This is a genomic window from Azoarcus sp. DD4 (assembly GCF_006496635.1).
In the GTDB taxonomy this organism is placed as follows: Bacteria; Pseudomonadota; Gammaproteobacteria; order Burkholderiales; family Rhodocyclaceae; genus Azoarcus.
Map to the genome: position 1 here is coordinate 226,172 of NZ_CP022958.1, position 12,208 is coordinate 238,379.

The window sequence follows — 12,208 nt, forward strand, 5'->3', positions numbered from 1 at the left end:
CATGAGGCGGGTGAGGAATATTTACGCACCCGCGGGCAGTCCGCCGCAGGGCGGCGCGGCGATGGTCCGCAGCATGCCGAGATCGTCGGGTTCGCCATGGCGGAAGGCCATCAGCGTGCCCGACGGGATGCGGTGCCAGGTTTCGTTGTCGGTCAGCGGAATCGTGGCGATCACCGCGACGCGGTCGTCGGGTGCGGTGACCTCGCTGAAGTCCACCGCGAGGTCCTCGTCGGCCAGGTGCGCCAGGGCGAACGGAGCCCGTCGCAGCACGTAGGCGAGGCGCGAGGAGCAGTGCGCGTAGAGGCGTTCGCCGTCGGACAGCAGGAAGTTGAATTCGCCGTGGCTGCCGATCTCGGTGGCGAGTTCGCCAAGACGGTCGTACAGGGCGGCGGGCGGGGGCGGTGTGTCGCCGAAGTGGTGCGACAACCTGTCCAGGATGTGGCAGAAGGCGCGTTCCGAATCGGTGCTGCCGACCGGCAGGAAGCGTCCCGACAGCGCCGGCGCGTAGTCCAGCAGGTTGCCGTTGTGGGCAAAGATCCAGTAGCGGCCCCAGAGTTCGCGCTGGAACGGGTGGGTGTTCTCCAGCCGCATTTCACCCTGGGTCGCCTTGCGGATGTGGGCGATGACATTGAGCGAGCGGATCGCGTAGTGGCGCACCAGCTCGGCAACAGGTGAATCGGCGCTGGCGCGTGGATCGAGGAAGAGCCGCACGCCCTTGCCCTCGAAGAAGGCAATGCCCCAGCCGTCGCGATGATGGTCGGTGAGGCCGCCGCGGGCGCGGAATCCGGTGAAGGAAAAGCAGATGTCGGTGGGGACATTGCAGTTCATGCCGAGCAGCTGGCACATCGGGGGCCCTCCTGCGTCGTGGTGCGGAGGCCTCGATTATAGCTGGCCGGCACGGCCGGCCAGCGAGGCTGTGTGCTGACTCAGCGGCGTTGCATGTTCTTCATCATCGCTTCGACATCGATGCCGCCGACGCCCTGGCGCACGATGTCGCCCGGCTTCTGGCCGGGTTGGCAGTCGCCCAGCCAGCGCGAATCCTGGCGCATGGTCATGCTCGCCATGCCCTGCAGCGGTGGGTTGTAGGTGCTGTACAGCTCGCCGCTGTAGCGGGTGGTGAAGTCGCCGACGAAGCTGCCGCGGATGTTGGCGGTGCTGCCTTCTATCCGGCACACGGCGCTGAAGCTGCTGCGGTCGCCGTCGCGGCGCCACGACTGCTGCTCGCAGCCGCCCTGCTTGCTGCCGCGCTGGTAGAGCAGGTCGTCGGTATTGGCGCCGACGCACATCTGCAGCATCTGGGTAAGGCCGCCCATTTCGACCAACGTGGTTTTCATCTCCCACAAGCCCGGCTTGCGCCGCGGCATGTCCTGGGGAATGTCGGCCATGACCGGCGTGGCCAGCAGGGCTGCAAGCGCAGCGCAGGTGAGCGAGGAAAGGCGGAACATCAAGGGTAACTCCGGGACGGGAACACCGCAGCATACTGAGCGGTGCGGCGCGAGAAAACCGCCCAGGCGTAACCGCAGTTTGCCGGCGGCCCGGATCGGCCGCCGGCGTGGGTGGCATCAACCGGCCAGCTTCTTCTTCAGCAACTCGTTTACCTGCGAGGGGCTGGCTTTGCCCTTGCTCGCCTTCATGACCTGGCCGACCAGCGCGTTGAAGGCCTTGTCCTTGCCGGCGCGGAATTCCTCGACCGACTTCTGGTTGGCGGCGAGCACCTCGTCGATCATGGCTTCGATTGCGCCGGTATCGGTGACCTGCTTCAGGCCCTGCTTCTCGATGACCTCGTCGGCGCTGGCACCTTCGCCGTTCCACAGCGTCTCGAACACCTTCTTGCCGATCGCGTTGGAGATGGTGTTGTCGGCGATGCGCGCCACCAGTCCGGCGAGCTGCGCGGGCGATACCGGTGAGGCGGGGATGTCGAGCTCGGCCTTGTTGAGGCGCGCGGCGAGGTCGCCCATGACCCAATTGGCGCAGGGTTTGGCGAGCGCGGCGCCGGCGGCATCCACCGTGGCCTGATAGTAGGCGGCGACTTCCTTGCTGGCGGTGAGCGTGGTGGCGTCGTAGGCCGAGAGGCCGAGCTGCTCGATGAAGCGCGCTTTCATCGCCTCGGGCAGTTCGGGCATCTCGCCCTGCACCCGCGCCATCCATTCCGGCGAGATCACCAGCGGCAGCAGGTCGGGGTCGGGGAAGTAGCGGTAGTCGTGGGCGTCTTCCTTGGAGCGCATCATGCGCGTCTCGCCGGTGTCCGGGTCGAACAGCACGGTGGCCTGCTGGATGGTGCCGCCGTCCTCGATGGTGGCGATCTGCCACTGCACCTCGTAGTCGATGGCCTGCTGCAGGAAGCGGAAGGAGTTGAGGTTCTTGATCTCGCGGCGGGTGCCGAACTTTTCCGCACCCTTCTTGCGTACCGAGACGTTGGCGTCGCAGCGGAACGAGCCTTCCTGCATGTTGCCGTCGCAGATGTCGATCCAGCGCACCAGCGCGTGCAGCGTGCGGGCGTAGGCCACGGCTTCGGCCGACGAACGCATGTCGGGTTCGGAGACGATCTCGAGCAGCGGCGTGCCGGCGCGGTTGAGGTCGATGCCGCTCATGCCGTGGAAGTCTTCGTGCAGGCTCTTGCCGGCGTCTTCTTCCAGATGGGCGCGGGTCAGGTTCACCGTCTTCTCGTAGGCGTTCTCACCTTCGCCGACCTGGATGGTGATGGTGCCGCCCTGCACCACCGGCAGCTCGAACTGGCTGATCTGGTAGCCCTTGGGGAGGTCGGGGTAGAAGTAGTTCTTGCGCGCGAAGACGCTGGTCGGCGCGACCTTGGCGCCGATCGCCAGGCCGAAGCGGATGGCGCGCTCGACCGCGCCGCGGTTGAGCACCGGCAGCACGCCCGGCAGTGCGATGTCGACCGCGCTCGCCTGTACATTCGGCGCGGCACCGAAGGCGGTGCTGGCGCCGGAGAATATCTTGGAGGTGGTGTTGAGCTGGGCGTGTACTTCCAGCCCGATGACGACTTCCCAATCGGATCTGCTCATATTCGTTTCCGTTGTTTCACGCGGTCAGCTGCAGCGACCGCTCGGCCGGTCGACAAGGATCGGCCAGACATAATCGAAAGTGCCGCGGCTGCAGCGGCTGGCGCATTGGGTGAATGCCACGGTGACCTGTTCGCCCTGCTCCCACATCCGCACGGTGCAACCGTCGCGCGCCCGCAGTTCGACGTGCGGTTCCTTCTGCACCTGCTTGAAGTCGGCCAGATCGAACTGGCAGCTTCCGCGCCTGGGTACGTCCACCGTGGCGGCGAAGCTGCGGACCTCGCTGTAGCTCACGTCGAGCCGGGCGGTGGCCGCATAGCCGGCCTCGTCCTTGAAGTGACAGTCGGCCTGGACGTTGAGCGGCCGCACCGGCATCGGCTTGAGGCGGCCGCGTACCTGCTGCGCCGGCTGGTCCGGGACGGTGATGCCACCCCCCTCGGGCACCGACGGCTTGGGCGGTGTCGCGCACGCGGCCAGCCACAGCATGGCAGCAAGCGCCGCGATGCGACCGGCAGGGCGGATACCGTGGGCGCGCATGCTCACTCCGGCCGCTGCAGATGCCAGTCGGTCGCCTGCTGATACTGGTGGGCGGTGGCGAGCAGACGGCCCTCGGCGAAGTAGTCGCCGATCAGCTGCAGGCCGACCGGCAGGCGGCCGGCGCCGAAACCGCAGGGGTGCGACAGGCCCGGCAGGCCGGCGAGGTTCACCGCGATGGTGTAGATGTCGGACAGGTACATCTGCACCGGATCGTCGGACTTCTCGCCGATGCCCCAGGCGGTGGTCGGACTGGTGGGGCCGGCGATCACGTCGCACTGGGCGAAGGCGGCCTGGAAGTCCTGTGCGATCAGGCGGCGCAGTTTCTGCGCCTGCAGGTAGTAGGCGTCGTAGTAGCCGTGCGACAGCACATAGGTGCCGACCAGGATGCGGCGCTTGACCTCGGCGCCGAAGCCCTCCGCCCGGCTCCTGCAATACATGTCGTTGAGGTCGCCGTAGTCGGCGGCGCGATGGCCGTAACGCACGCCGTCGAAGCGGCTGAGATTGCTCGAGGCTTCGGCCGGTGCGATCACGTAGTAGGCCGGCACCGCCAGTTTGGCGTTGGGCAGGCTGACTTCCACGGTAACCGCGCCGAGCGCGCGGTACTGGTCGAGCGCGGCATCCACCGCGGCGCGCACGTCGTCGGCCATGCCTTCGGCGAAGAACTCGCGCGGCAGGCCGATACGCAGGCCGGCGAGCGGCCTGTCGCTGGTGGCGGGTGTCAGCGTGGCGGCGTAGTTCTCTGCGGGGCGCTCGAGACAGGTGGAATCGCGCGCATCGAAGCCGGCCATCGCCGACAGCAGCAGCGCGCAGTCTTCGGCCGAGGCGCCAAAGGCGCCGCCTTGGTCGAGCGAGGAGGCGTAGGCGATCATGCCGTAGCGGCTGACCACGCCGTAGGTCGGCTTGATGCCGGTGATGCCGGTGAGCGCGGCCGGCTGGCGTACCGAGCCGCCGGTGTCGGTACCGGTGGCGATCGGCGCCAGGCGGGCGGCGACCGCGGCGGCAGAGCCGCCCGACGAGCCGCCCGGCACCCGGCCGGTGTCCCAGGGGTTGCGCACGGCGCCGAAATGCGAGGTTTCGTTGGACGAGCCCATCGCGAACTCATCCATGTTGGTCTTGCCCAGGCTGACCGCGCCGGCGGCCTTGAGCAGCGTCACCACATGAGCGTCGTAGGGGCTGACGAAGTTGGCCAGCATCTTCGAGCCGCAGGTGGTGAGCACGCCTTCGGTGCAGAACACGTCTTTGTGGGCGAGCGGAATGCCGGTGAGCGGGCCGGCTTCGCCGCGCGCGATGCGGCTGTCCGCAGCGCGCGCGGTGGCGAGCGCGCCGTCCTGATCGACCGTGATGAAGGCGTTGAGCGTTGCGTTGCGCGCAGCGATCCGGTCAAGGAACAGCGTGGCGAGTTCGACGCTGGAGATCTGCTTGGTGTCCAGCGCGTTGCGCAGGGTGGTCAGGGATGCGTTGATCATGGCTTCGAGGCGGACTGCTTCAGGGCCGGGTGGCGGCATGCGCTGCCGGGCATGCCGGCATGCCGCGACGGCGGGTTCATTCGATGACCTTGGGCACCAGGTATAGGCCGGCTTCGGTCTGCGGTGCGATGCGCTGGTAGGCCTCGCGGCGGTCGCTTTCGGTGACCGCGTCGTCGCGCAGACGGGTGGCGAGTTCCTGCGGATGGCTCATCGGCTCGACGCCGCTGGTGTCGACCGCCTGCATCTGCTCGATCAGGCCGAAAATGCCGTCGAGCTTGCTGCGGGTGGGTTCGATTTCGGCGTCCGAAATCGCCAGACGGGCGAGGCGGGCGATGCGCTCGACTTGTTCATTGGACAGCGACATGGGGTAACAAAACCTGCTGAATCCACAAAGGTTTGTAGGTTATCATATCCGCCTTTGGCCCGGCTCAGGGCCCGCCCGTCCGCGGCGCACCTTCCCTACCGGTTTCGGAATCCCCCATGTTCGGTTTTCTGCGTTCCTATTTTTCCAACGATCTCGCTATCGACCTCGGCACCGCCAACACGCTGATCTACGTCCGCGGCAAGGGCATCGTGCTCGACGAGCCTTCGGTGGTCGCCATCCGTACCGAGGGTGGCCCCAATGCCAAGCGCACCATCCAGGCCGTCGGCCACGCTGCCAAACAGATGCTCGGCAAGACGCCGGGCAACATCACCGCCATCCGGCCGATGAAGGACGGGGTGATCGCCGACTTCGTCGTCACCGAGCAGATGATCAAGCAGTTCATCAAGAAGGTGCACGATTCCCGCCTGCTGTCGCCCAGCCCGCGCATCATCATCTGCGTGCCCTGCGGTTCCACCCAGGTCGAGCGCCGCGCCATTCGCGACGCGGCCCTGGCGGCCGGTGCCTCGCAGGTGTACCTGATCGAAGAGCCGATGGCGGCGGCGATCGGCGCCGGCCTGCCGGTGTCCGACGCCACCGGCTCGATGGTGGTCGACATCGGTGGCGGCACCACCGAGGTGGGCGTGATCTCGCTGGGGGGCATGGTCTATGCTGGCAGCGTGCGCGTGGGTGGCGACAAATTCGACGATGCCATCGTCAACTACATCCGCCGCAATTACGGCATGCTGATCGGCGACACCACCGCCGAGAACATCAAGAAGAACATCGGCTCGGCCTTCCCGGGTTCCGAAGTGCGTGAGATGGAAGTCAAGGGCCGCAACCTGGCCGAAGGCATTCCGCGCAGCTTCACCATCTCGTCGAACGAAATCCTCGAGGCGCTCACCGAGCCGCTCAACCAGATCGTCTCCGCGGTCAAGATCGCACTGGAGCAGACGCCGCCCGAACTCGGTGCCGACATCGCCGACCGCGGCATGGTGCTGACCGGCGGCGGTGCGCTGCTCCGCGACCTCGACCGCCTGCTGATGGAAGAGACCGGCCTGCCGGTGATCGTCGCGGAGGAGCCGCTGACTTGCGTGGCGCGTGGCTGCGGCCTGGCGCTCGACAAGATGGACAAGCTCGGTTCCATCTTCACTTCGGACTGAGCGCCCGCTGCAACGGCGTTCTTCCTACTGCTGAACCGGGATACATCGGATGTCCTTGGCCGGTCATCAGCCGCCCCCTATTTTCCGGCGCGGACCCGCACCCATGGTGCGGCTGTTCGTGCTCGTCTCGGTGTGCCTGGCGATGCTGGTCGCCGATCTGCGCTTCCGCTACCTCGAAGTCTTCCGCCAGGCCCTGTCGGTCGTCACCTACCCGCTGCAGATGGCGGCGGCGACGCCGGCGGATTTCGTGCGCAATGCTTCTCGCTATTTCGCCACCCTGCTCGAAGTCCAGTTCGAGAACGCCGATCTGCGCCGCCAACAACTCGGCGCCGGCGAGCGCCTGCTGCGCTTCGAGCAGCTGGAGCAGGAGAACATCCAGCTGCGCGGGCTGATGCAGATGGCTCAGCGCGTGCCAGTGAAGAGCGTTGCGGCCGAAATCCTGTACAACGCGCCGGACCCCTTCGCGCGCAAGGTCATTCTCGACCGCGGTGCGCAGCAGGGTGTCGAAGCCGGCCTCGCGGTGGTCGATGCGGCGGGCGTCATCGGACAGGTGACGCGCGTCTATCCCATCCAGTCCGAGGTCACCCTCGTCACCGACCGCAATCAGGCGATCCCGGTGCAGGTACTGCGCAACGGCTTGCGCGGTGTGCTGTTCGGCACCGGTCAGGGCCGCATCGAATTGCGTTTCGTGATCGCCAACGCGGATATCCAGGTCGGCGATACCCTGGTGACTTCGGGTCTGGACGGTGTTTTTTTGCCGGGGCTGCCGGTCGCCGAGGTGCAATCGGTGGATCGCGAGGCCGAGGCCTTCGCCCGCATCGTCTGCCAGCCGGTGGCTGGAGTGGAGCGCAGCACCCAGGTCCTGGTGCTGGGCCGTGTCGAGGCGCCGCCGCCGCTGCCGGCCGAAGCGACGGCCACCACGGCGCGTGAAAGTGGCAAGGAAAACGCCAAGGGTGGAGGCCGCTGATCATGCAACCGACCAATCGCTCCAGCCGCATCCTGCTCCCGGTAAAGCTGTGGTTCGTGTACTTCAGCCTGGTGATCGCACTGGGCCTCGCCTACGTGCCGACCGGGCGCTTTCCTGGCGTGCCCGACTGGGTGGCGCTGGCGCTGGCATTCTGGTGCATCCGCGAACCCTTGCGCATTGGCATGGGAGCGGGCTTCCTGTTCGGCCTGCTGGTAGATATCGGCCAGGGCGCGGCCATGGGGCAGCATGCGCTGGCCTACGTGGTGCTTGCCTACCTGGCCAGCGGGCTGGCGCGCCGGGTGATGTGGTTTCCGCCGCTGCTGCAGGCGCTGCATATCCTGCCCATGCTGCTGGTGTCGCAGTTGCTGATGGTGGCGGTGCGTTTGCTTGCCGGCGCCGAATTCCCCGGCTGGGTGTATTTCCTGTCCAGCTTCACCGGCGTGCTGATGTGGGTGCCGCTCAACTACCTGCTGCTGCTGCCGCAGTACCAACCCGTCGATCGGGATGACAACAGGCCGATCTGACGGGGGCAGTCATGACCGAGTTCCGTACCCCCGATCAGGAGATGTGGCGCTTCCGCAGCCGGGTGGTGGTGGCGGCGCTGTTCATCCTCGTCTGCTTTGCGGTGCTGGCGGCGCGCTTCTACTACCTGCAGGTCAAGCGGCACGACTATTTCCATACCCGTGCCGAGGACAACCGCATCGCCCTGCTGCCGGTCGTGCCCAATCGCGGCACCATCACCGACCGTAACGGCGTGGTGCTGGCGCGCAACTACGCTGCCTATACGCTGGAGATCACGCCGTCGAAAGCGGGTGACGTCGAAGCCACGATAGACGGGCTAGCGGAGATCGTCACCGTCGAGCAGCGCGACCGCCGCCGCTTCCGCAAGATCCTCGAGGAGAGCCGCAATTTCGAGAGCGTGCCGATCCGGACCCGCCTGACGGATGACGAGGTGGCGCGCTTCATCGCCCAGCGCTATCGCTTCCCCGGCGTCGAGGTGCAGGCGCGGCTGTTCCGCGATTACCCGGAAGGCGACACCGCTTCGCACGTGATCGGCTACATCGGCCGCATCAACGATCGCGACATCGAGCGCATCGAAGAGCGCGGCGACACTGCCAACTATCGCGGCTCGGAGTATATCGGCAAGGCCGGTCTGGAGCAGTCCTACGAGGCCGAACTGCACGGCCAGACCGGTTTCGAGCAGGTCGAGGTCAACGCTGGCGGGCGCGCGGTGCGGCGACTGTCGCGCACCGCCGCCGTGGTCGGCAACAACCTGGAACTCACCCTCGACATCGAGCTGCAGAAGATCGCCGAAAAGGCCTTCGGCAACCGCCGCGGCGCGCTGGTGGCGATCGAGCCGAGCAGCGGTGGCGTACTGGCGCTGGTGTCCAAGCCGACCTTCGATCCCAATCTCTTCGTCGAAGGCATCTCGGCACCGGACTGGAAGGCGCTCAACGACTCGCCAGACCATCCGCTGCTCAACCGGGCGATCTACAGCAGCTATCCGCCGGGCTCGACCTTCAAGCCCTTCATGGCGCTCGCCGGTCTGGCGAGCGGCAAGCGCACGGCCGGCTACGTGATGGCGGACCCGGGCTATTTCGTGTCGGGCGGGCACCGCTTCATGGACGACAAGGTCGGCGGCCACGGCATGGTCGATATCCACAAGTCGATCGTGGTGTCGTGCAACACCTTTTACTACCAGCTGGCCAACGACCTGGGCATCGACGGCATCGCCGATTTCATGCGGCCGATAGGCTTCGGTTCGCGTACCGGTATCGATATTCCCGGCGAAGCCGAGGGCGTGCTGCCGTCGCCTGAATGGAAGAAGAAACGCTTTCGCAGGCCGGAACAGCAGCGCTGGTTCGGCGGCGAGACGATCTCGGTCGGCATCGGCCAGGGCTACAACGCCTATACACCGCTGCAGCTTGCCAGCGCGCTGGCAACCATCGTCAATGACGGCAAGGTCTATCGTCCCCACCTCGTCCGGCACGTCGTCGATGTGCGCAACAGCGCCAAGCGTGTGGTGGAGCCGGAGCCTGTCCGTCAGCTGTCCTTCAAGCCCGAACATCTTGCGCTGGTGAAGAAGGCGATGGTCGACGTGAACAAGGCCGGCACCGGTGCCCGCGCCTTCGCCGGCGCGCCCTACGAGGCCGGTGGCAAGACTGGTACCGCTCAGGTGTTTTCGCTCAAAGGGGCGAAGTACGTCGAGGGACGGGTGACCGAACGCCTGCGTGACCATTCCTGGTTCATTGCCTATGCGCCGGCCGACAACCCCAGGATAGCGCTCGCCGTGCTGGTCGAAAACGGCGGTTTTGGCGCGCAGTCCGCGGCACCCATCGCCCGTCAGGTCATCGATTACCACCTCCTCGGCCGACGCCCGAATCAGCCGGCGCCCGAGGATGCCGATGCACCGGAGAGCACCGAATGACCGAGCATCGCTTCCATCCGCTTGCGCTGGTGCGCGCCTTTCTGCGGCCGATCGATCCGGTGCTGATGCTGCTCTTGAGCGTACTGCTCGGCTATGCATTCGTGCTGATGGCGAGCGCCTCACCGGAGCGGCTGGATGCGCAGCTGGTCAACACCCTGGTGGCGCTCACCGCGATGTGGCTGGCGGCCTGGCTGCCGAGCCAGCGGGTGCTTGGTCTGGCGGTGCCGCTCTACTTGCTCGGGGTCGTGCTGCTGGTCGCGGTGGAACTGTTCGGCGAGGTGTCCAAGGGTGCGCAGCGCTGGCTGCATGTCGGCGTCACACGCATCCAGCCTTCCGAGCTGATGAAGATCGCGATGCCGCTGATGCTGGCTTGGTTCTTCCAGCAGCGTGAGGGCCAGATCGGCCTGCGCGAGTTCATCGTCGCCGGCCTGCTGCTGCTGGTGCCGGTCGGCCTGATCCTGATCCAGCCCGACCTCGGCACCAGCCTGCTGGTGACCGCCGCCGGCTTCTACGTGATCTTCTTCGCCGGGCTGTCGTGGAAGCTGATCATTCCGGTGGCGCTGGCGGGCATCATCGGCATCGGCTCCATCGTGGCCTTTGGCGACACCCTGTGCATGCCCGATACCGACTGGTTCGGCCTGCGCGAATACCAGAAGCAGCGCGTGTGCACGCTGCTGGATCCGACGCGGGATCCGCTCGGCAAGGGCTTCCACATCATCCAGTCCACCATCGCGATCGGTTCCGGCGGCGTCGTCGGCAAGGGCTGGATGGATGGCACGCAGACCCATCTCGCCTTCCTGCCGGAACGACACACCGACTTCATCTTCGCCGTGCTGGCCGAGGAGTTCGGTCTGGTCGGCACCCTGGTGCTGCTGCTCACTTACCTGCTGTTGCTCGCACGCTGCTTCCAGATCGCCAGCGAGGCGCCGACGCTGGCGACCAAGCTGCTTGGCGGCGCGATGGCGATGATCTTCTTCACCTATGCTTTTGTGAACATGGGCATGGTGAGCGGCATCCTGCCGGTGGTGGGTGTGCCCCTGCCCTTCATCAGCTACGGCGGCACCGCGCTGGTGACGCTGTGTCTGGGCGTCGGTATCCTCATGGGCATCCGGCGCAGCCGTCCGTCATCCTGAGGCGCCCGCATGATGAAGTCCGTCCCTGTCCCGCTGTCCTTTCCCGCCCTGGATCTGTCCCTGCGCACCGCGCTGCTCGGCGGACTGGCCGCGCTGCTGCTGTCGGCCTGCGGTAGCGCGCCGTTGCGGGACGGAGATGTGGTGGCGAGCACGCCGTCCACACGTGCCGAGCCGGCCGCGCCGGCGGTGCGCCAGCCGGCCAGGACCCGCCGTGGCGGCGGCTACTACAAGGACGACGGTCCGGGCGACGACACGCCCGAAAACCTCGATGCCGTGCCCGACGCCCAGCCGCGTCTCGAACCGCTGCACCGCTTCGCCAACCGGCCCTACAACGTCTTCGGCCAGGATTACGTGCCGGCGACCCGCCTGATGCCTTATCGCGAACGCGGCCACGCCAGCTGGTACGGCCGACGCTTTCACGGCGTCAACACTTCCAGTGGCGAGCCTTACGACATGTACGCGATGACGGCAGCCCACCCGACGCTGCCCATTCCGAGCTACGCGCGCGTCACCAACCTTGCCAACGGGCGGACGGTGGTGGTGCGGGTGAACGACCGCGGACCCTTCCTGCGGGGCCGCATCATGGACCTCTCCTACACCGCAGCCTACCGGCTCGGCTATGTCGACGGCGGCAGTGCCGAGGTGGAGGTCGAGCAGATCCTGCCCGACGGGCTGTCGGCCGCGCAGCCGCCGGCCGCGCTCGCACCTGCGCCCGGACTCAAGCTCCCCGCTTCGCTGGCAGCAAGCGCCGCACCGGCGGCTGACGTGGCCGCAGGCACCGGATCGGCACCGGCGGCGAACGGCATCTTCCTGCAGATCGGCGCCTTCGCGTCGCGCGACAACGCTGAGGGTTTCAGGGCCAGTGTGCAGCGTCACGTGGCGCCGTTCGCCGAACGCATCGACCTGTCAGCCGACGGGGGGCGCTTCCGCCTGCATGCCGGCCCCTATGCCTCGGAGAGCGACGCGCGGGCGGCTGCCGAGCAGATCGCCGCGCTGCTCAAGCTCAAGCCCTTCGTGGTGCTGCGGTAGTGGTCGGTGCTTTTTCGCTGACAGGTTGAAACAAAGCCTGTCCCTGCCGGTCTCTGCTGCGGGGTGCGCCCTATAATTCCGCACCCGCCCCTTCCTTCAAATTC

At 66.8% G+C, this 12,208-nt stretch carries 12 protein-coding genes; 6 read left to right on the forward strand and 6 right to left on the reverse strand.

Annotated elements, in window-relative coordinates; all coding sequences use genetic code 11:
• Positions 1 to 21 precede the first annotated feature (21 nt).
• From CJ010_RS01145 to gatC, 6 genes are all read right to left on the reverse strand, one after another.
• Entirely contained in the window at positions 22 to 846 is an 825-nt protein-coding gene (locus CJ010_RS01145) for a class II glutamine amidotransferase (RefSeq protein WP_141016336.1), read from the reverse strand.
• A gap of 80 nt (positions 847 to 926) precedes the next feature.
• On the reverse strand, positions 927 to 1,445 hold the full coding sequence (locus tag CJ010_RS01150) for a DUF3617 family protein (RefSeq protein WP_141016337.1): 519 nt from the start codon (positions 1,443 to 1,445) through the stop codon (positions 927 to 929).
• Positions 1,446 to 1,562: 117 nt separating this feature from the next.
• The gene (gene gatB / locus CJ010_RS01155; RefSeq protein WP_141016338.1) at positions 1,563 to 3,023 is read right to left on the reverse strand and encodes an Asp-tRNA(Asn)/Glu-tRNA(Gln) amidotransferase subunit GatB; all 1,461 of its coding nucleotides are present in this window, start codon (positions 3,021 to 3,023) and stop codon (positions 1,563 to 1,565) included.
• 24 nt (positions 3,024 to 3,047) lie between these two features.
• Positions 3,048 to 3,557, reverse strand: a complete 510-nt coding sequence (locus CJ010_RS01160) for a hypothetical protein (protein WP_141016339.1) — start codon at positions 3,555 to 3,557, stop codon at positions 3,048 to 3,050.
• 2 nt (positions 3,558 to 3,559) lie between these two features.
• A complete protein-coding gene (gene gatA, locus CJ010_RS01165; protein ID WP_141016340.1) occupies positions 3,560 to 5,023 on the reverse strand; it encodes an Asp-tRNA(Asn)/Glu-tRNA(Gln) amidotransferase subunit GatA in 1,464 nt (487 codons plus the stop codon).
• Between the two features lie 76 nt (positions 5,024 to 5,099).
• On the reverse strand, positions 5,100 to 5,387 hold the full coding sequence (gene gatC, locus CJ010_RS01170; protein ID WP_141016341.1) for an Asp-tRNA(Asn)/Glu-tRNA(Gln) amidotransferase subunit GatC: 288 nt from the start codon (positions 5,385 to 5,387) through the stop codon (positions 5,100 to 5,102).
• A 116-nt stretch (positions 5,388 to 5,503) separates the two neighbouring features.
• Between gatC and CJ010_RS01175 the strand changes: the two genes are divergently transcribed.
• From CJ010_RS01175 to CJ010_RS01200, 6 genes are read left to right on the forward strand one after another with little or no spacing between them, the layout of a single operon-like run.
• Entirely contained in the window at positions 5,504 to 6,547 is a 1,044-nt protein-coding gene (locus CJ010_RS01175; RefSeq protein ID WP_011763910.1) for a rod shape-determining protein, read from the forward strand.
• 49 nt (positions 6,548 to 6,596) lie between these two features.
• The gene (mreC, locus tag CJ010_RS01180) at positions 6,597 to 7,514 is read left to right on the forward strand and encodes a rod shape-determining protein MreC (protein WP_240794472.1); all 918 of its coding nucleotides are present in this window, start codon (positions 6,597 to 6,599) and stop codon (positions 7,512 to 7,514) included.
• Positions 7,515 to 7,516: 2 nt separating this feature from the next.
• Complete coding sequence (gene mreD, locus CJ010_RS01185) at positions 7,517 to 8,038, forward strand: rod shape-determining protein MreD (protein ID WP_141016342.1); 522 nt, start codon at positions 7,517 to 7,519, stop codon at positions 8,036 to 8,038.
• Positions 8,039 to 8,049: 11 nt separating this feature from the next.
• A complete protein-coding gene (gene mrdA, locus CJ010_RS01190; protein ID WP_141016343.1) occupies positions 8,050 to 9,942 on the forward strand; it encodes a penicillin-binding protein 2 in 1,893 nt (630 codons plus the stop codon).
• Positions 9,939 to 11,075: a rod shape-determining protein RodA gene (rodA, locus tag CJ010_RS01195; protein ID WP_141016344.1), complete on the forward strand. Its 1,137-nt coding sequence runs from the start codon at positions 9,939 to 9,941 to the stop codon at positions 11,073 to 11,075. The genes mrdA and rodA overlap by 4 nt, the downstream gene beginning before the upstream one ends.
• 12 nt (positions 11,076 to 11,087) lie before the next feature.
• Complete coding sequence (locus CJ010_RS01200; protein WP_141020524.1) at positions 11,088 to 12,104, forward strand: septal ring lytic transglycosylase RlpA family protein; 1,017 nt, start codon at positions 11,088 to 11,090, stop codon at positions 12,102 to 12,104.
• Positions 12,105 to 12,208: the final 104 nt, after the last annotated feature.

What these genes read in the sequence shown, in the direction of transcription:
- CJ010_RS01150 (WP_141016337.1), bottom strand. Translation starts at nt 1,445, where the DNA reads ATGTTCCGCCTTTCCTCGCTCACCTGCGCTGCGCTTGCAGCCCTGCTG.
- rodA (WP_141016344.1), top strand. Translation starts at nt 9,939, where the DNA reads ATGACCGAGCATCGCTTCCATCCGCTTGCGCTGGTGCGCGCCTTTCTG.
- CJ010_RS01175 (WP_011763910.1), top strand. Translation starts at nt 5,504, where the DNA reads ATGTTCGGTTTTCTGCGTTCCTATTTTTCCAACGATCTCGCTATCGAC.
- mreD (WP_141016342.1), top strand. Translation starts at nt 7,517, where the DNA reads ATGCAACCGACCAATCGCTCCAGCCGCATCCTGCTCCCGGTAAAGCTG.
- CJ010_RS01200 (WP_141020524.1), top strand. Translation starts at nt 11,088, where the DNA reads ATGAAGTCCGTCCCTGTCCCGCTGTCCTTTCCCGCCCTGGATCTGTCC.
- CJ010_RS01145 (WP_141016336.1), bottom strand. Translation starts at nt 846, where the DNA reads ATGTGCCAGCTGCTCGGCATGAACTGCAATGTCCCCACCGACATCTGC.
- CJ010_RS01160 (WP_141016339.1), bottom strand. Translation starts at nt 3,557, where the DNA reads ATGCGCGCCCACGGTATCCGCCCTGCCGGTCGCATCGCGGCGCTTGCT.
- gatB (WP_141016338.1), bottom strand. Translation starts at nt 3,023, where the DNA reads ATGAGCAGATCCGATTGGGAAGTCGTCATCGGGCTGGAAGTACACGCC.
- gatA (WP_141016340.1), bottom strand. Translation starts at nt 5,023, where the DNA reads ATGATCAACGCATCCCTGACCACCCTGCGCAACGCGCTGGACACCAAG.
- gatC (WP_141016341.1), bottom strand. Translation starts at nt 5,387, where the DNA reads ATGTCGCTGTCCAATGAACAAGTCGAGCGCATCGCCCGCCTCGCCCGT.
- mrdA (WP_141016343.1), top strand. Translation starts at nt 8,050, where the DNA reads ATGACCGAGTTCCGTACCCCCGATCAGGAGATGTGGCGCTTCCGCAGC.
- mreC (WP_240794472.1), top strand. Translation starts at nt 6,597, where the DNA reads ATGTCCTTGGCCGGTCATCAGCCGCCCCCTATTTTCCGGCGCGGACCC.